Raw genomic sequence first — 17,733 nt, forward strand, 5'->3', positions numbered from 1 at the left:
CCAGTATCCGTCACCGAATACCCTGGGGACGTCACCGGGGCCCCGTGCGGGCCCGCCGCCACTGCCCGGGAGTCGGTCCCACACCGTGCTGCGCTATCTGCCGTTCCTGCTGATCATCGCGCTGACCATCTACGCCTTCATCGACTGCCTGAACACCCCGGAGGAGGAGGTCAAGAGCCTCCCGAAGGGGGTGTGGGTGATGATCATCCTGCTGTTCTCGATCGTGGGCCCGGTGGTGTGGCTGTTCGCCGGCAAGAAGCGGACGGCGGCCGGCGGCGCGGCCGGGTTCGGCGGCGGCTTCGGCGGGGGCGGCCGGGCGCGCCGTACGCAGTGGGTGGCGCCCGACGACAACCCCGAGTTCCTGCGCTCGCTGCGCAAGGACGAGGACAAGGACCCCGACGAGGGCAAGGACGGCCAGGGCTAGGACGCGTACGAGGCCCTCAGCTCGGCCCAGCGGGCGTCGGTCCAGGAGGGCCAGTCCGCCGGGTGCCCGGCGAGGGCGGCCTCCAGCAGTTCGAAGTGGTCGTGCCAGCCGGCCAGGCAGTCCAGCCGGTCGGCGTCGGAGCCCTCGCGCTCGTTGAGGAAGCGGATCACCGTCGAGTCGGTGCCGACGGGCTCCAGGTGGAAGCGGATCCGGCCGTGCTCGGTGACCGTGTACTCCACGACCCGATCGGTGTCCCAGGCCGTGACCTCCCCCGACACCGTGGTGCCGGAGTTCAGCCAGCGCAGGGTGACGGCCCCGCCGAGACGGCGTTCCAGCACGTCGGCGGCGGCCAGCCAGGTGCGCAGCCCGTCACCGGTGGTCAGTACGGGCCACAGGGCCTCGTAGGCGTACGGCACGTGCAGCTCGAAGCGCAGCAGCCAGCGGCCGGGGCCGCGCGGCTCGCTGGTGGCATGGCTCACAGGAGACATACCACCAGCGTCCCACCGACCGGGGTCAGACGCCCGCGTAGGAGTGCTTGCCGCTGAGCAGGATGTTCACGCCGTAGTAGTTCCAGATCCAGCAGGCGAAGGCGAAGAGCGCCAGGTAGGCGGCCTTGCGGCCCTTCCAGCCGGCGGTGGCCCGCGCGTGCAGGTAGCAGGCGTACGCCACCCAGGTCACGAACGACCAGACCTCCTTGGGGTCCCAGCCCCAGTAGCGGCCCCAGGCGTCGCCGGCCCAGATCGCGCCCGCGACGATGGTGAACGTCCACAGCGGGAAGACGGCCGCGTTGATCCGGTACGAGAACTTGTCGAGGGAGGCCGCCGACGGCATCCGCTCCAGCACCGAGGTGCGGAAACGGCCCGGGGTGCGCCCGGCCTCCAGGTGGCTCTCGTAGCTGTCGCGGAACAGGTAGAGGACCGCGCCGGCCGCGCCGATGTAGAAGACGGCGCCGCAGAAGATGGCGGTGGAGACGTGGATCCACAGCCAGTACGAGTGCAGGGCCGGGACCAGCTGGTCACTGGCGGTGTACAGCCAGGTGGTGGCGATGCCCAGGTCCAGCAGGATCGAGGTGACCAGGATCAGGCCGAGCCAGCGGACGTTCTTCTTCAGCGCCAGCAGCAGCAGGTAGGCGCCGACCGCGACCGTGGAGAAGGTCAGGTTGAACTCGTACATGTTGCCCCAGGGGGCACGCTCCACCGACATCGCGCGCGAGACCACGCCCGAGGCCTCGATGAGGAAGCCGAGGACGGTCAGCGACACCGCGATGCGCCCGTACAGGTCGCCCTTCTCGGAGCCGCCGGCCGCGCCGGGGCCGTCCGGGACGTCGCGGGCGCCGGAGGCGGCGCGGGTGACGACCTTCGGCTTGTCCAGGACGGCCGTGCCGCCGCCCTTGGTCCGCACCTGCACGGCGGGCGCCGGGGCGGCCGCGGCGGCCGGGGTCAGCGCGGCGGCCGTACGGCCGACCTTGCTGCGGCTGCCGAACACCCACTCCGTGATGTGCGCGAAGAAGGCGAGCATGTAGACCGCCATCGACGCGTAGACCAGCTTGTTGCTGAGATCGGCGAGGCTCTCGTTCGTGGCCGCCGCGAGCAGCGTCATGCGCGCTCCCCTTCTTCTTCTGTTGTGGTGTCGGCTTCCGCCGGCCCGGCCTCAGCCGGGCTCGGCGCCGTCTCGTAGAGGGCGGCGGAGAGCACCGAGAGCTCCTCGGGGAGCTTCGCGGACTCGCTGCGGCCCAGGCCCGCCATCTCGACGACGGTCACGCCGTCCGCGCCGCGCACCGCGCGGACCCAGATCCGGCGGCGCTGGATGAACAGGGACGCGGCCAGACCGCCGATGGCGATCACGGCGCCCCCCAGGGCCAGCCCGGAGGCCGGCTGGTGGGTGACGGAGAAGGTGGCCCAGCGCTCGATGCCCTCGAACTTCACCGTGCCGGCGCCGTCGGGGAGGGTCATCGTCTCGCCGGGGAGCAGCCGCTGCTTGAACAGCTGCCCCTGGGGGTCCTTGAACTCCTGCATCTTGGAGGTGTTCAGCTGGTACACGTTCTGCGGCAGGCCCGCGTCCATGCCCAGGCTGCCGTGGTAGGCGCTGAGGGCGAGGACCGGGAAGTCCAGGTCCGGGAACTGGGAGAGCATCGTGCCCTTGCCGGCGCCCGCGAACGTCGGCACGAACATGGCGTTGAAGCCGAGCTGTTCCTTGTCGCCGTTCTTGTTGTGGTAGCCGTCCGGGACCTTCACGGCGCCCGACGAGCTGAGGTTGCCGTCGAAGGGCAGCATCGGGACGGCGTCGCGGTAGACGACCTTGCCGCTGGGGTCGGTCACCGAGAGGACCGGGGCGTAGCCGTGGCCGAGCAGGTAGACCTTCGAGCCGTCGACCTCCAGCGGCTTGTTGACCTCGATCTCGGTCTTCTTGGGCGTGCCGTCGGCGCCCTCCCGGTAGGTGACGTACGCCTTGAAGTCGCGGGCGGTGCCCTTCTGCGGGCCGCTCTTCTCGTAGGTGGCGTCGAACTTGTCCAGGGTGAACGAGAACGGCGCGAGGTCGTCGGCGGAGAAGAGGCTGCCGGACTTGAAGTCGTCGTACTGGGTCAGCGTGTTCGAGAAGCCCTTGCCGCGCAGCACGAGCTTGCCGCCCTCGGACTTGAACAGCTGCCCGCAGGCGAAGGCCACCAGCATCACGATCAGGGCGATGTGGAAGGCCAGGTTCCCGGCCTCGCGCAGGTAGCCCTTCTCGGCGGCGACCGCGCCCCCGGAGGCCTCGGTACGGAAGCGGCGCCCGCCGAGCAGCCCCTTCGCGGACGCGAGGACCTCCTCCGGGGCCCGGTCCGTACGCCACGTCACGTACGCGGGCAGCCGGTCCAGACGGCGCGGCGCACCCGGCGGGCGGCCGGTGAGCTGGCCGACGAACTGCCAGGTGCGCGGCACGATGCAGCCGATCAGCGACACGAACAGCAGGATGTAGATCGCGGAGAACCACACCGAGCTGTAGACGTCGAACAGCTGGAGCTTCTCGGCGACCGGCACCCAGAACGCGTGGGTCTTCTTCCACTCCGCGACCTTCATCGCGTCGACCTGGGTCTGCGGGATGAGGGAGCCGGGGATGGAGCCGAGGGACAGCAGGAACAGCAGGATCAGCGCCACCCGCATGGAGGTGAGCTGCCGCCAGAACCAGCGGGCCCAGCCGACGGCCCCGATGCCGACGGGGGCGGTGGCGGCGTCCTCGACGGGGGCCGTGGACAGCTGCGCGCGGGCGGCCTCGTCCTCGTTCGGCGCCTCGGCGGGCGCCTTGTCGGTCGTACTCATGTGCGTGTAGTCCCTCAGATCCCCACCGTGAAGCCGTCGGTCCAGCTCCGCATGTCGTCCACGATGCTGGCCCACATTCCTGTGACGAGCAGCAGACCGGTCAGGATCAGCATGCCTCCGCCGATCCGCATCACCCAGGCGTAGTGCCGCTTGACCCACCCGAACGCGCCGAGCGCCTTGCGGAAGGCCAGCGCCGTGAAGATGAACGGCAGGCCCAGTCCGAGGCAGAACACGACGGTGAGCAGGGCCCCGCGGCCCGCGGTCGCCTGCTGGATGGAAAGCGTGTTGACCGCCGCGAGCGTCGGCCCCATGCAGGGGCTCCAGCCGACGCCGAAGAGCACGCCGAGCAGCGGCGCCCCGACCAGGCCGGCGGCCGGCTTCTTGTGGAAGCGGAACTCCCGCATCGTCAGGCCCGGGATCCACCCCATGAAGAAGAAGCCCATGAGGATCACCACCCCGCCCAGCACCCGGGAGATGACCTCCCGGTTGGCGGCGAGGGAGTCCCCGAAGTAGCCGAAGAGCGCGCCGGTGGAGGCGAAGACGGCCGTGAAACCGAGGACGAACAGGCTCGCGCCCGCCAGCATCCGCCCCCGCCGGGCCTCGGCGAGGTCGGCCCCGCCGACCCCCGTCACATAGGACAGGTAGCCGGGGACCAGCGGCAGGACGCAGGGGGAGAAGAAGGAGACCAGCCCGGCCAGCAGGGCCAGCGGCAGGGCCAGCAGCAGGGCGCCGTTGAGGACGGTGCCGTTCACTCCGGTCGACTCGGCGGCGAGGAGGTGCTCTACGACCACGAGGTCACTGCTCCGCGAGGAGCGGGTCGATCATCGAACGCAGCTGCTCCTCGTTGACCGCGGCCAGCGTGCGGGCGGCGATCCTGCCCTGCTTGTCGAGGACGATCGTGGAGGGGATCGACTGCGCGTTCAGCGTGCCCTTGGGGAAGCGCAGCATCAGCTTGCCGTCCGGGTCGTACAGGCTCGGGTAGGTGATCCCGAAGTTCTGCTCGAAGGCGGCCGCGTTCTGCGTGCTGTTGTCGCGGGTGTTGATCCCGACGAACGCCACGTCCTTGCCGGCGTCGCCCAGCTCCTTGGACACCTTCGCGAAGTACGGGGCCTCGGCCCGGCAGGGTGGGCACCAGGAGCCCCACACGTTGAGGACGACGACCTTGCCCTTGAGGGTGGTGGTGTCCAGCGTCTTGCCGTCGACGGTGGGGCCGTCCAGCTTCGGCGCCTCGGTCCGTTCGCCCGTGGCGACGGTCGAGATACCGCTGGGGCCCGTGACGTAGTTGCCGCCGGCGGACCCGGCCGACGGGCTGCCGCCGTCGCTGCACGCCGTCAGGATCAGGGCGCTCGCGAGGGTCACCGCAGTCGGCAGGAGGGCGCGGCCGCTGATCGAGCGGCTGCGGCGGGGGGCGCGGCTAAGGCTCATGTGAAAAGTTTCGCATGAGCGATTTGCCGATCTTCGGCACCCCCCGCCGCCGACCGCGACCTAGGCCCCGAACGCCTTCGACTTCCCCTTCACCGGCTTCGCACCGGCCAGCAGGTGCGCCGGGACCAGGTCCCGCGCCGGCTCGCTGTAGCCCACCGACACCAGCCTGTCGTCCTGGTACGTGAACGAGGTCAGCGAGGCCAGCGTGCACTGCCGGCGCCGCGGGTCGTGCCACAGCCGCCGCCGCTCCGCGAAGCTCCGCACGATCCAGATCGGCAGCTGGTGGCTGACCGCCACCGCCTCGTGCCCGCGCGCCGCGTCCCGCGCCGCCTCGATCGCGCTCATCATCCGCACGACCTGCTCGACGTACGGCTCGCCCCACGACGGCTTGAACGGGTTCGTCAGGTGCTTCCAGTTCCCGGGCTTGCGCAGCGCCCCGTCACCGACGCCGAAGGTCTTGCCCTCGAAGACGTTGCCCGCCTCGATCAGCCGGCCGTCGGTGGCCAGCTCCAGGCCGTGCGTCTTCGCGATCGGCGCGGCCGTCTCCTGAGCGCGCTCCAGCGGGGAGGCCACCACGTAGGTGACGTCCCGGTCCTGGAGGTGCTCGGCGACCCGGTCGGCCATCTGCCGGCCCAGGTCCGAGAGGTGGTAGCCGGCCCGGCGGCCGTACAGCACCCCGTCGGGGTTGTGGACCTCGCCGTGCCGCATCACGTGGACGACGGTGATGTCGCTCATGCGGTCGCCTCCGCGGCGGCTCGGGCGGCGGCGGGCAGCGCGGCCGCGACGCGCTCGACGGCGCGCTCGTCGTGGGCGGTGGAGACGAACCAGGACTCGAACGCCGACGGCGGCAGGTAGACGCCCTGCGCCAGCATCGAGTGGAAGAACGCGTTGAAGCGGAAGCCGTCCTGCTTCTTCGCGTCGTCGTAGTCGCGGACCTCGTCCGGGGTGAAGAAGACGGAGAACATGTTGGAGGCCGTCTGCAGCCGGTGCGCCACGCCCTCCTTGGCCAGCGCCGCCGTCACCAGGCCCTGGATCTCCCGGGACACGGCGTCGACCTTCACGTACGCGGCGTCGTCCAGCAGCCGCAGCTGCGCCAGACCGGCGGCGGTGGCGACCGGGTTACCGGAGAGCGTGCCCGCCTGGTAGACCGGGCCGGCCGGGGCCAGGTGGCCCATGACGTCGGCGCGGCCGCCGAACGCCGCCGCCGGGAAGCCGCCGCCCATGACCTTGCCGAAGGTCATCAGGTCGGGCTTGACCCCGTCGACCCCGTACCAGCCGGCCCGCGAGGTACGGAATCCGGTCATCACCTCGTCGGAGATGTACAGCGCGCCGTTCTCGCGGCAGAGGTCGGCGAGACCCTGGTTGAAGCCCTCCAGCGGGGTGACCACGCCCATGTTGCCGGGGGCGGCCTCGGTGATCACGCAGGCGATCTCACCGGGGTGCGCGGCGAACGCCGCCCGCACCGCTTCGAGGTCGTTGTAGGGGAGCACGATCGTGTCGCCGGCCTGCGCGCCCGTCACACCGGGGGTGTCGGGCAGGGCGAAGGTCGCCAGGCCGGAACCGGCGGCGGCCAGCAGCGCGTCGACATGGCCGTGGTAGCAGCCGGCGAACTTGACGACCTTGGCGCGGCCGGTGAAGCCGCGGGCCAGCCGGATCGCCGACATGGTCGCCTCGGTGCCGGAGGACACCAGGCGCACCTGCTCGACGGGCTCGATCCGGGCGACGATCTCCTCGGCGAGGGCGACCTCGCCCTCGCCGGGCGTGCCGAAGGACGTGCCGCGGGCGACGGCGGCCTGGACGGCCTCGATCACCTCGGGGTGGGAGTGGCCGAGGATCATCGGCCCCCACGAGCAGACCAGGTCGACGTACTCGCGCCCGTCGGCATCGGTCAGATAGGGACCGGTACCGGACACCATGAACCGGGGCGTACCGCCCACGGCACGGAAGGCGCGGACGGGGGAGTTCACGCCGCCGGGGGTCACGAGGGACGCGCGCTCGAAGAGCGTCTGCGAAACTGGGGCTTCATACGGGTACGGGTAGCTCACACCAGCCATGGTCTCAGAGGCCGCGACAGACTTGCGGAGGGGCGTTTCACCGCGCCGCCTCGGGGGAGGTCACTGCCATGATGATCAGGCTGCGTGGCGGGGGCCGCGAAGCCGGGGCAGGAAATACCAGTCGGGTGGAGATATGCAACGCGGTGGTGGACCGGGCGAGGGTACGGACGGCCTGGACCCGCAGCGCGCCCGCGAGGCCCGCCGCCGAGGCAAGCACCGCCGCACCGCGGAAGCCGCGGAGACGTCCGCCGCCCCCGGCCCCGCCCGCACCCCTGACGCCTGCGACACCCCTGAGGACCGCGACCTCCACGACGAGCCGGTCCGCCGCGACGCCCCGGAGCGCACGGAGCGCACGGCCGGCGCCGCCGGCTCCCCCGACGCCGCGGACGCGGACCCGGACGGCACCCCCAAGGGCGGCCGTGGCATGGGGGTGACCTACAAGTACTTCGGCGCCCCGGACGGCGCGACCGCCGCACGGGTGCCGGTGACGATGCGGCCCGAGGAGCTCGGCGGCGACGAACTCGGCATGGGCGGCATGTTCACCAAGATCAAGCCGGAGACGATGGCCGCGATGGTCCTCACCGGCATCGAGGGCATACCGCTGCACAAGGTGCCGCCGCTGGAGCTGGTCGTCCTGCACCCGGACTACGCGGTGGTCAAGCTGCCGATGACGGTGGTCGACCCGCTGCGCGACGTCGGCGAGGAGTCGGTCGGCGCGGCCGCCTTCATCTGGTCGACGGTCCCCGACCGGGGCGGCCCGCGCGACGCCTTCAACGTCTACCAGCTGCTGCACGAGTGGCAGGACTTCTCCCACCGCCTCCACGAGAACGGCCACCAGGCGTACTGCCTCGTCTGGCCGTGACCCTCCCGGGCGGGGGAGCGGCCCGCCGCTGCGCGGGGCGGTCCCCTACCCGCCCTTCCACCGTTCCCCGGGCCGCGCGGGCTATCTATAGCCCCGCCGGCGTTTGAGGCGCTGGGGTCTGGGGGCGGAGCCCCCAGTGAGCGGGAGAGGGGCGGGTAGGGGACCGCTCCGCGCAGCGGCACGCCCCCGGCCCCAGCCGGCGGCTCCGCGCAGCGGCACGCCCCCGGCCCCAGCCGGCCCCGGTCAGGAGACCGTGAGGACCACGCGCCCCCGGACACCCCCCGCAGCCAGCACCGCATGCGCGTCGGCCGCCTCCGCGAGGCCGAACGTCCGCGCGACCCGCAGCGTCAGCTCACCCGCGTCCACCAGCGCGGACAGCTCCCCGAGACGGACCCCGTCCGCCGCGACCTCCTGCACCGCCACCCGCACCCCCCGCTCGGCCTCCGGCGCCGCCGGGGGGATCAGCCCGACGTAGGCGCCCCCGTCACGGACGAACGCCAGGGCCGGCGCCCCCAGCACCGCCGCGTCCAGCACCCCGTCGACCCGCCCGGCGGGAGCCGACCCGCGCGGGACGAACTCCTTCGCGCCCAGGGACCGTACGAGCTCCTCGTCCCCCTCCCCCGCGAGGGCCGTCACCACCAGCCCGGCCCGCGCCGCCAGCTGGACGGCGATGCCGCCCACCGACCCGGCCGCGCCGGTGATCAGCACCGAGTCCCCCTCGGCCAGCCCCAGCAGGTCCAGCGCCCGCGCGGCCGTGAGCCCGCTCAGCGGCAGGGCCGCCGCCACGGCCGCGTCCACCGACTCCGGCGCGGGGGCCACCGCAGAAGCGTCGAGCACCACGTACTCCGCGTGCGTACCGAGCGGCTTGACCTTGCCGTAGTGCAGCCCGACCACCCGGCGTCCGACCGTCCAGCCCTCCACCCCGGGGCCGACCTCGTCGATCTCCCCCGCCACGTCCCAGCCGAGCCCGATCCGCTGCCCGGCCCCGCCGAAGACACCCGCGCGCACCGCCCCGTCCACCGGGTTCACCCCGGCGGCCCGGACCCGTACCCGGACCTGCCCGGCCCCCGGCCGCGGCACCTCCACCTCGGCCACCCGCACCTGCTCCGGCCCGCCGAACCCGTCGACCACCACGGCCCGCATCGTCCTGGTCATCTCGGTCATCGTCTCTCCCCGTTCACTCGTTCCGATGACCACTAACCTAAGGAGAGGTACTCTCTTTCCGTAAGTACGCACTCGAAGGTGCGTACCCGACCCGGAAGTGGGGGACCCATGGCCACCCAGACCGCCGCCGCCCGCCGCGAGGACGCCCGCGCCGCCTACGACGCCTTCCTCAAGGAGTGCCCCACCTCCCAGCTCCTGGCCCGCATCAGCGACAAATGGGTCGGCCTCGTCCTCAGCGCCCTCGGCTCCGCCGAGCACGGCTCCCTGCGCTACAGCGAGCTCGGCCGCAAGATCCCCGGCGTCAGCCAGAAGATGCTCACCCAGACCCTCCGCTCCCTCGAACGCGACGGCATCGTCACCCGCTCCGTCACCGCCTCCGTCCCCGTCCGCGTCGACTACCGCCTGACCGAACTCGGCGGCAGCCTCGGCTGCCTCCTCTCCTCCGTCAAACTCTGGGCCGAGAACCACTTCGACGAGGTCAGCGCCCACCGCCAGGCCTACGACGAAGGTCGTTAATTCAGCCGCGCCACCCCCACCCCGGATGGCATGCTGGGACCGTGAACGGTCCCGGAATCGAACTCACCCTCGCCCCCGAACTGCGCCTCTTCGCCCCGCCCAGCCGGCGCCTCGACCGCGTACCGACCGCCACCGACGGCGCCTCCAGCCTCGGACACGTCGTCGAATCCGCCGGAGTCCCGCTCACCGAGGTCGGCCGCCTCCTCGTCGACGGGCGCCAGGTGCCCGTCTCCTACGTGCCCCGGGCCGGCCAGTCCGTCGAGGTGTTCGGCGTCGACCGCCCCCAGCAGGTCCCCGGCGCCCCGCTGCGCTTCCTCCTCGACGTCCACCTCGGCACCCTCGCCCGCCGCCTGCGCCTCCTCGGCGTCGACGCCGCCTACGACAACGAGGACCCCGGCGACCCCGCCCTCGCCGCCCGGTCCGCCGCCGAGAACCGCGTCCTGCTCTCCCGCGACCGCGGCCTGCTGCGCCGCCGCGAGATCTTCGCCGGCGCCTACGTCTACAGCGACAACCCCGACGAGCAACTCCGCGACGTCCTCGGCCGGTTCGCCCCCGCCCTCGCCCCCTGGACCCGCTGCACCGCCTGCAACGGACCGCTCCACGAGGCCGACAAGGACAGCGTGGGCGACCGGCTGGAGCACGGCACGCAGCGCTCGTACGACGTCTTCGCCCAGTGCGGCGACTGCGAACGCGTCTACTGGCGCGGTGCCCACCACTCCCGCCTGGAGCGGATCGTCGACGAGGCCCTCGCCGAATTCGGCGCCGACGGGAGCTGACGCCTCAGAACGCGTAGGCGTCCCCGGTGTCCAGCGCCAGCACCACGTGCTCGTCGTTGCCGTGGTTGCGGTCCGCCGCCCCGCCGTTCCACCAGGTGTCGATCCGCACGGCCACCTCCGCCGGCCGCGCCCGCAGCCCCAGCACCAGCCCGATGTGCCGCCCCCGGCCGTGCTCGGGCAGCGGCCCCGTCTCGCACACCACCTCGCGCTCCCCCGCCCGCGCACACCCGGCGGCCAGCTCCTGCGCGTCCGCCAGGTCCGCCGACAGCCGCACCCGCACCGTCGCGTTCGCCAGCGCCGACGGCCCCTCGGTCTGCGGCACCATCCACACCCTCAGCTGCCCCCGGTTCAGCCACACCCGCCCGTGGTAGGAGACGTCCGCCTCCGGCCCGGCCGACGCACCCGCCGACCCCGCCCCCGCCAGCACCAGCAGACCCGCCACCACCACACTCCGCACGGCACCACGGCGCACCGCCACCACCTCCTCGCGCGGACGGTAGCCACCCCGGCGAACCGCCGATCGGACCATCACACGAACGAGGGCGAGCCCACCCCCATTCGCCACCGCTCCCGCACGCGCCCCGTCAGCCCCCCGGCCTATGCTGGCGAACGTTCACCCGCAACCGGCACGAACGAACGAACCGCGACCGCACATCGCGAGCGACCCCACGAGGAGCCCCGCCCATGAGCACGCGCACGGCCACCCGAACCGCCGTAGTCACCGGCGCGAGCAGCGGAATCGGCGCGGCCACCGCCCGTCAGCTCGCCGCCGCCGGCTACCACGTCGTCCTCACGGCCCGCCGCAAGGACCGCATCGAGGCCCTCGCCGCCGAGCTCACCGCCGCCGGGCACGAGGCCACCGCCCACGCCCTCGACGTCACCGACCGCCCCGCCGTCGACGCCTTCGCCGCCTCCCTCCAGCGCTGCGACGTGCTCGTCAACAACGCCGGCGGCGCCATCGGCGCCGAGCCCGTGGCCACCGGCGACCCGGCCGACTGGCGCACGATGTACGAGGTCAACGTCATCGGCACCCTCAACCTCACCCAGGCGCTCCTGCCCGCCCTCACCGCGAGCGGCGACGGCACGGTCGTCGTCCTCTCCTCCACCGCCGGCCACGCCACCTACGAGGGCGGCGCCGGCTACGTCGCCGCCAAGAACGGCGCCCGCGTCCTCGCCGAGACCCTCCGCCTGGAGATCGTCGGCCAGCCGGTCCGCGTGATCGAGATCGCCCCCGGCATGGTCAAGACCGAGGAGTTCGCCACCACCCGCTTCCGCGGCGACACCGAGAAGGCGGAGAAGGTGTACGCGGGCGTCGCGCACCCCCTCTCCGCCGACGACGTGGCCGACACCATCACCTGGGCGGTGACCCGCCCCAGCCACGTCAACATCGACCTCCTCGTGGTCCGCCCCCGCGCCCAGGCCTCGAACACGAAGGTCCACCGCGAGCTCTAGACCAGCCCGGCACCCCTCAGGTACGGCATCAGGGGCGCGGGCTTCAACCCCGCGGCCCTGGCCGCGGCCAGCGCCCGGTCCAGGTCCGCCGCGAGCGTCGGCGTGAAGTGCAGCAGCACGATGTCCCCGCCCTTCAGCTGCGGGGTCGGGGGCGTCTGGCTCCAGGTGGTGAAGTCGTACGTCCAGGTGACCAGGGCCTTCACCCCGCACGCCTTGGCCGCCAGCCGGACGTCGTCGTTGACGGCCCCGAACGGCGGCCGCAGCAGCTTCGGCGCCTTCCCGAACGTCTCGTCCAGCCGCTCCCCGGCCCCGCACACCTCGGCGTCCTTCCCGGCGGCGTCCAGCGTGGTCAGATCGGGATGGTTGACGGTGTGGTTCTCCACCGTCACCCGCCCCCCGTCGACGAGATCGGTGAAGTACTGCGTGTCATAGGCCGTGGCCCCCGGCAGCAGGAACAAGGAAGCCGGCACCCGCCGCTCCCGCAGCATCCGGGCGGCGTCGGCATCATGAGTCCACCCGTCGTCGATCGTGATGAACACGACCTTCTCCGACGTCGGCACATGCGCCACGACGGGCGGCAACCCCACGGCGGCCTGCGCCGACCCAGCGCCCCCGACCCCCAGCGACAACACCGCGAGAGCGGCGACGAGCACACGAGTTCTCCCCATGCCGCCACCCTGGTCTAGACCAACCACCACGGTCAACCCCCGCACCACAAGTGGAAGTCGACCCGCCGCAAGCGATGAAGGGGCCCGGACCGCAGTCGGTCCGGACCCCGTACGCCCCCGTCGGCCCCCGTCAGCCCTTGACGCAGATGACCTGCTTCAGCTTCGCCACGACCTTCACCAGGTCGGTCTGCTGGTCGATGACCTGCTCGATCGACTTGTAGGCCCCCGGGATCTCGTCCACGACGCCCGAGTCCTTGCGGCACTCCACACCCCGCGTCTGCTCCGCCAGGTCCCTCGCGGAGAACCGCTTCTTCGCCGCCGTGCGGCTCATCTTGCGGCCCGCGCCGTGCGAGGCGGAGTTGAAGGACTTCTCGTTCCCGAGGCCCTTCACGATGTACGAGCCCGTGCCCATCGAGCCGGGGATGATCCCGTACTCCCCGCTGCCGGCACGGATCGCGCCCTTGCGGGTGACCAGCAGGTCCATGCCGTCGTACCGCTCCTCCGCCACGTAGTTGTGGTGGCAGCTGATCTCCTGCTCGAAGGAGACCTTCGCCTGGCGGAACTCCCGCCGGACGACCTCCTTGAACAGGCTCATCATCGCCGCCCGGTTGTACTTGGCGTACTCCTGCGCCCAGAAGAGGTCGTTGCGGTACGCCTCCATCTCCGGGGTCGCGGCGAGGAAGACGGCCAGGTCCCGATCGACCAGGTTCTGGTTGTGCGCGAGGCCCCGGGCCACGCCGATGTGGTGCGCGGCGAGTTCGTTGCCGATGCCGCGCGAGCCGGAGTGCAGCATCAGCCAGACCGAACCCGACTCGTCAAGACAGAACTCGATGAAGTGGTTTCCGGATCCGAGCGTTCCGATCTGCTTTACGGCACGATCCTGACGGAATTTGACCGCGTCGGCGATGTAGTCGAACCGCTTCCAGAGGTCCGCGTACCCGGTCTCCGAGAACCCGTACAGCCTCGCCGGATCCACCGCCTCCCGGTGCATCCCCGCCCCCACCGGGATCGCCTGCTCGATGCGGGAGCGCAGCTTCGACAGGTCGCCCGGGAGGTCGTTCGCCGTGAGAGAGGTCTTGACCGCGGACATGCCGCAGCCGATGTCCACGCCCACCGCCGCCGGGCACACCGCGTCCTTCATCGCGATCACCGAGCCGACCGTCGCGCCCTTGCCGTAATGGACGTCCGGCATGACGGCCAGACCCTTGATCCACGGGAGGCCGGCGGTGTTCTGCAGCTGCCGCATGGCGCTGTCCTCGACCGAAGCCGGGTCCGTCCACATCCTGATCGGGACCTTCGCCCCGGGCACCTCTACATACGACATAACAGAACAATCCCCCGGAAATCATCAGAAAGGTAGGAGTACGCGAAAAGCCGCGCTCATACCCCCAAACCAGACAGGGAACCGGCGCCGGCACCAGCGTGTGCGATAGACATTGTGTCCATCCGTGTCCGAGTCGCGGCAACGGATTTTCCCGAGGACGCCAAGGAAGTCAGGGGAGCGAGTGAAGCCGATGGGTGACGTGGAGCGCACGCGGACGCGGGTACGCCGTCGATTCCTGCCGGGCATCGCGGTGCTCACCGCGCTCGTCGCCGGCGCGACCGCGTGCACCGGCGGCGACGGCATCGGCGGCATCGGCGACCAGAAGAACGGCGGCAGCAGCGCCGCCCCCGCGCAGCCCGGCAAGTACCGCAGCCTCCCCCAGCCCTGCAAGGCCGTCGACGGGAAGCGGCTGCGGGCCCTGCTCCCGGCCACCGACTCCCTCACCACCGAGCAGCGGGAGCAGCTCTACGCCGGGACGGCCGAGCCCTCGTACGACGCCGACCGGCACGTCGGCTGCCGCTGGAACACCCAGACGCCCGAGGCGGCCCTGCTGCTGTCGGTCACCTTCGAGCGGGTGGTCTCGTACGACCGCGCCGCCGCGAGCGACGACGACAAGGCCCGCCAGGTGTACCTGCGGCGGCTGACGGACGCGCACCTGTCCTTCCCCAGCCCGTCCGCGAGCCCCAGCCCCGGATCCGGCCCCGCGTCCAGCCCGAGCCCCGGATCCGGCCCCGCATCCAGCCCGAGCCCCGGTTCCGGGCCTACCGGCGGGGCCCCGCAGTCGCCGCCCGCCACCGGCGCCCCCACCTCTTCCCCTTCCCCCACCGGCTCCCCCGAGCTCGGTTCGCGGGTGCTGGAGGGGCTCGGGAGCGAGGGGTTCCTGGAGGACAAGCTGGGGGCGGCCGGGGCCACCGCCGCGCAGGCCCGCACCGTGCGGATCGTGTTCCGGACCTCGAATGTGATCGTCACCGTCGAGTACAGCGTCCAGCCGTCCGCTCCGGGGAAGGTCCCCCCTGCCGCGGAAACGCAGGACAAGACCCGTCAGTTGGCCGAGGCCCTCGCGGAGCGCTTCAGCGAGTGAGCGCGCCGCTCCCGGGGGGCGTGCACCGCCCGCGTGACGGCGCGCACAGCAGGCTCGCTCCGGATCGGGCTACCGTTGCGGGGGTCCCACACCCCTGAAGCACGACCCTGAAGCACCGAGATGTCCCCAACGTCTGAAGGAACCATGCACCGATCAGCCTCGCGCCTCACCCGCGTTCTCGCCTGCGCAGCCGTCCCGGTGATCCTCACCGTCGCCGGCTGCTCCTCCGACTCGGGGAAGTCCTCGTCGGGCTCGGACTCCGGCAAGAAGTCCTCCTCGTCCTCCTCGTCCAAGCCGGGCACGAAGGGCTCGACCGCGCTGGAGAAGGTCGCGTACGAGAAGCTGCCGGACCCCTGCAAGGCGGTCTCCGCCAAGACGATCGAGTCCCTCGTCCACGACGCGAAGGACAAGAACGGCACGGCCGCCAAGTCGAACGACCTCGCCAACCGCGCCAGCTGCTCCTGGAACGGTCTGGAGACGGACGGCACGAAGGGCTCGCAGTACCGCTGGCTGTCCGTGTCCCTGGTGCGCTACGACTCGCACGCCTCCCTCGGCAGCGGCAACAAGCGCGCGGAGGATCAGTACAACAAGCAGATCGAGCTCGCGAAGACCACCAAGGACGCGCACGACGTCAAGGTCGAGAAGACCGACGGGGTCGGGGACCAGGGCACGTCCGTGGTCTACGGGGTCAAGAAGGACGTCGACTTCTTCAACACCACCATCGTGGCCCGCACCCAGAACGTCGTGGTGACCCTCGACTTCAACGGTGCCGCCTACGAGGGCGCGGGCGCGCCGGACCAGGGCAAGATGCTCCAGGACGCGATCGCCGCGGCCAAGGAGGTCGTGACCTCGGTGGCCAACGGCGGCAACGACCAGGCGCCTTCCGGTGCGGAGTCCCCGTCGGCTTCCGCTTCGGCTTCCGCCTCCCCGTCGGGGTCGGCCTCGCCGAAGCAGTAGGGGTCTGCGGCGCGGGTGACGCAGGGTCACCCGTACGCTGTGCCTGCCTGTAGCTTCGCAAGGGGAGGGGATCGCGAGTGGCCGCGATGCAGCTGACTCGTACGCACCGGATTCTGATCGGTCTCGTGGTCGCCGGAGCCCTCGTCATCGCGGGGATCGGTTTCGCGGGTTCGTACGCCGCGGTCCGTGCGCTGGCGTTGAAGAAAGGCTTCGGCAGCTTCTCGCTGGTGTTCCCGATCGGTATCGACGCGGGTATCTGCGTGCTGCTCGCGCTGGACCTGCTGCTGACCTGGATCCGGATCCCGTTCCCCCTGCTGCGGCAGACGGCCTGGCTGCTGACCGCGGCGACGATCGCGTTCAACGGTGCGGCGGCCTGGCCGGACCCGCTGGGCGTGGGCATGCACGCGGTGATCCCGGTGCTGTTCGTCGTGACGGTGGAGGCGGCGCGGCACGCCGTGGGCCGGATCGCGGACATCACCGCGGACCGGCACATGGAGGGGGTGCGGATCACCCGCTGGCTGCTGTCGCCGGTGCCGACGTTCAAGCTGTGGCGCCGGATGAAGCTGTGGGAGCTGCGTTCGTACGAGCAGGCGGTCGGGATGGAGCAGGACCGGCTGATCTACCAGGCTCGGCTCCAGGCCCGGTTCGGGCGTGCGTGGCGGCGGAAGGCGCCGGTGGAGGCGCTGATGCCGCTGCGGCTGGCGCGGATCGGCGTGCCGCTGGCGCAGACGGCGCCGGAGGGGCTGGCGGCGGCGGGCATCGACCCGGTGCTGCTGCCTCCGGCGGTCGTGAGGGCTCCGGCGGTGGCGGCGGGGCCGGCGGCTGCGGCTGTGGCGGCGGGTCCGGCTGTGGCGGGTGCCCCGGTGGCGGCTGCGGCTGTGGCCGGTCCGGCTGTGGCGGGTGCCCCGGCTGCGGGTCCGGAGGCGGCGGCCGCCCCGGCCCTGCCGGTGGCGCCCGGGGCCGGGCAGGGTGTCGCCGCGGCGGTGCCGGCCGCCCGGGCCGCGGGGCCGGTTCCGGCCCTGGCGGAGGTTCCGCAGGCCGCCGGGGCCGCGGGGCAGCAGGGGCCCGGGGGTCCGATGGGGCCCGAGGGGGCAGCGCAGCCCGTGCCGGCCGGGGCGGCCGTGCAGGCAGTGCAGCCCGGGGCGGCCATGGAGCCCGGGGCGGCCGTGGAGCCCGCCGGGCCCGAGGAGTCGGACGGTCCCGAGCAGTGGGAGGGGCTGGACCGGGCCGCCGCGCGGCTGGGGCAGGCGAAGCTCGCCCAGGCGCCGACGCCGTTCGCGGTCGCTCCGGAGGCCATGCCGGCCCCGCACGACAGTGCCTGGTTCGCCGGGCCGAAGGCTCCGCAGGCGATGTACGAGGGCGGCTACAACCCGCAGTACGTGGAGGGTCTGGAGCCGACCCCGGTGATGCCCCCGGCCGGCCCCGAAGCGGCGGGAGCCGACGAGTCCGACGAGGCGCACGACATCCTCGACCAGGAGAAGTTCGAGGAGGCGGCGTACGAGGCGTACCACGCCCACGTGGAGGCCAACCGCGCCCACCCGACCGCCCAGCAGCTGGACCAGGAACTCGCCGCGAGCTACGGGTTCTCCCACCCGGACAGCGTCTCGGTGATCGACGCCATGCTGCCGACGCTGAAGCAGCGCTACCAGCGCCACCTGGAGAACAAGTTCATCTGAGCTGAGCCGCCCGCGCGGAAGGGCCCGCACCCCGGATCACCGGGGTGCGGGCCCTTTC

At 72.2% G+C, this 17,733-nt stretch carries 19 protein-coding genes; 8 read left to right on the forward strand and 11 right to left on the reverse strand.

Annotation, left to right across the window (positions count from 1 at the left end; genetic code table 11):
* Positions 1-85 precede the first annotated feature (85 nt).
* Positions 86-424, forward strand: a complete 339-nt coding sequence (locus ACFY0O_RS21650) for a PLD nuclease N-terminal domain-containing protein (RefSeq protein WP_388948755.1) — start codon at positions 86-88, stop codon at positions 422-424.
* Here ACFY0O_RS21650 and ACFY0O_RS21655 read toward each other — a convergent pair.
* The 7 genes from ACFY0O_RS21655 to hemL are packed head-to-tail and all read right to left on the reverse strand — an operon-like array spanning position 421 to position 7,199.
* A complete protein-coding gene (locus ACFY0O_RS21655) occupies positions 421-912 on the reverse strand; it encodes an SRPBCC domain-containing protein (protein WP_358895611.1) in 492 nt (163 codons plus the stop codon). The two genes, ACFY0O_RS21650 and ACFY0O_RS21655, sit on opposite strands and share 4 nt — an antisense overlap.
* 25 nt (positions 913-937) lie before the next feature.
* Entirely contained in the window at positions 938-2,023 is a 1,086-nt protein-coding gene (ccsB, locus tag ACFY0O_RS21660) for a c-type cytochrome biogenesis protein CcsB (RefSeq protein ID WP_388948757.1), read from the reverse strand.
* Entirely contained in the window at positions 2,020-3,720 is a 1,701-nt protein-coding gene (locus tag ACFY0O_RS21665; protein WP_388948760.1) for a cytochrome c biogenesis protein ResB, read from the reverse strand. The genes ccsB and ACFY0O_RS21665 overlap by 4 nt, the downstream gene beginning before the upstream one ends.
* A 14-nt stretch (positions 3,721-3,734) precedes the next feature.
* Complete coding sequence (locus ACFY0O_RS21670; protein WP_388948763.1) at positions 3,735-4,511, reverse strand: cytochrome c biogenesis CcdA family protein; 777 nt, start codon at positions 4,509-4,511, stop codon at positions 3,735-3,737.
* A 4-nt stretch (positions 4,512-4,515) separates the two neighbouring features.
* Positions 4,516-5,145 (reverse strand): TlpA disulfide reductase family protein, encoded by a 630-nt coding sequence (locus tag ACFY0O_RS21675; RefSeq protein ID WP_358895607.1) that lies wholly within the window; start codon positions 5,143-5,145, stop codon positions 4,516-4,518.
* Positions 5,146-5,205: 60 nt separating this feature from the next.
* A complete protein-coding gene (locus ACFY0O_RS21680) occupies positions 5,206-5,880 on the reverse strand; it encodes a histidine phosphatase family protein (RefSeq protein WP_388948766.1) in 675 nt (224 codons plus the stop codon).
* On the reverse strand, positions 5,877-7,199 hold the full coding sequence (gene hemL, locus ACFY0O_RS21685) for a glutamate-1-semialdehyde 2,1-aminomutase (RefSeq protein ID WP_388948769.1): 1,323 nt from the start codon (positions 7,197-7,199) through the stop codon (positions 5,877-5,879). Before hemL ends, ACFY0O_RS21680 begins: the two co-directional genes overlap by 4 nt.
* Positions 7,200-7,623: 424 nt before the next feature.
* Between hemL and ACFY0O_RS21690 the strand changes: the two genes are divergently transcribed.
* On the forward strand, positions 7,624-8,061 hold the full coding sequence (locus tag ACFY0O_RS21690) for a hypothetical protein (protein ID WP_045949392.1): 438 nt from the start codon (positions 7,624-7,626) through the stop codon (positions 8,059-8,061).
* A 243-nt stretch (positions 8,062-8,304) separates the two neighbouring features.
* On the opposite strand, the gene ACFY0O_RS21695 is transcribed toward ACFY0O_RS21690, so the two are convergent.
* Positions 8,305-9,204, reverse strand: a complete 900-nt coding sequence (locus tag ACFY0O_RS21695) for an NADP-dependent oxidoreductase (RefSeq protein ID WP_388948903.1) — start codon at positions 9,202-9,204, stop codon at positions 8,305-8,307.
* Between the two features lie 129 nt (positions 9,205-9,333).
* Here ACFY0O_RS21695 and ACFY0O_RS21700 point away from each other — a divergent pair, with 129 nt between their 5' ends.
* Both ACFY0O_RS21700 and ACFY0O_RS21705 read left to right on the forward strand, forming a co-directional pair.
* Complete coding sequence (locus ACFY0O_RS21700) at positions 9,334-9,741, forward strand: winged helix-turn-helix transcriptional regulator (protein WP_388948771.1); 408 nt, start codon at positions 9,334-9,336, stop codon at positions 9,739-9,741.
* 41 nt (positions 9,742-9,782) lie between these two features.
* On the forward strand, positions 9,783-10,517 hold the full coding sequence (locus ACFY0O_RS21705) for a Mut7-C RNAse domain-containing protein (RefSeq protein ID WP_388948774.1): 735 nt from the start codon (positions 9,783-9,785) through the stop codon (positions 10,515-10,517).
* 4 nt (positions 10,518-10,521) lie between these two features.
* Here ACFY0O_RS21705 and ACFY0O_RS21710 read toward each other — a convergent pair whose 3' ends face one another.
* Entirely contained in the window at positions 10,522-10,989 is a 468-nt protein-coding gene (locus ACFY0O_RS21710) for a hypothetical protein (RefSeq protein ID WP_388948776.1), read from the reverse strand.
* A gap of 212 nt (positions 10,990-11,201) precedes the next feature.
* Here ACFY0O_RS21710 and ACFY0O_RS21715 point away from each other — a divergent pair, with 212 nt between their 5' ends.
* Positions 11,202-11,969, forward strand: a complete 768-nt coding sequence (locus tag ACFY0O_RS21715; protein ID WP_358895601.1) for an SDR family oxidoreductase — start codon at positions 11,202-11,204, stop codon at positions 11,967-11,969.
* On the opposite strand, the gene ACFY0O_RS21720 is transcribed toward ACFY0O_RS21715, so the two are convergent.
* Together ACFY0O_RS21720 and ACFY0O_RS21725 are read right to left on the reverse strand one after the other, a co-directional pair.
* Positions 11,966-12,637, reverse strand: coding sequence for a polysaccharide deacetylase family protein (locus tag ACFY0O_RS21720; RefSeq protein ID WP_388948777.1), 672 nt, complete (start codon positions 12,635-12,637; stop codon positions 11,966-11,968). The genes ACFY0O_RS21715 and ACFY0O_RS21720 overlap by 4 nt on opposite strands.
* Before the next feature lie 130 nt (positions 12,638-12,767).
* Positions 12,768-13,961 carry an RtcB family protein gene (locus tag ACFY0O_RS21725; RefSeq protein WP_388948780.1) on the reverse strand — a complete coding sequence of 398 codons (1,194 nt, stop codon included), beginning with the start codon at positions 13,959-13,961 and terminating at the stop codon, positions 12,768-12,770.
* 190 nt (positions 13,962-14,151) lie between these two features.
* Between ACFY0O_RS21725 and ACFY0O_RS21730 the strand changes: the two genes are divergently transcribed.
* The 3 genes from ACFY0O_RS21730 (at position 14,152) to ACFY0O_RS21740 (ending at position 17,675) form a co-directional block, all read left to right on the forward strand.
* Positions 14,152-15,042 carry a DUF3558 domain-containing protein gene (locus ACFY0O_RS21730; RefSeq protein WP_388948905.1) on the forward strand — a complete coding sequence of 297 codons (891 nt, stop codon included), beginning with the start codon at positions 14,152-14,154 and terminating at the stop codon, positions 15,040-15,042.
* Between the two features lie 144 nt (positions 15,043-15,186).
* Entirely contained in the window at positions 15,187-15,999 is an 813-nt protein-coding gene (locus ACFY0O_RS21735) for a DUF3558 family protein (RefSeq protein ID WP_388948783.1), read from the forward strand.
* Positions 16,000-16,085: 86 nt separating this feature from the next.
* Entirely contained in the window at positions 16,086-17,675 is a 1,590-nt protein-coding gene (locus ACFY0O_RS21740) for a DUF2637 domain-containing protein (protein ID WP_388948908.1), read from the forward strand.
* Positions 17,676-17,733 lie beyond the last annotated feature (58 nt).

Source organism: Streptomyces sp. NPDC001594, assembly GCF_042893675.1.
GTDB lineage: Bacteria > Actinomycetota > Actinomycetes > Streptomycetales > Streptomycetaceae > Streptomyces.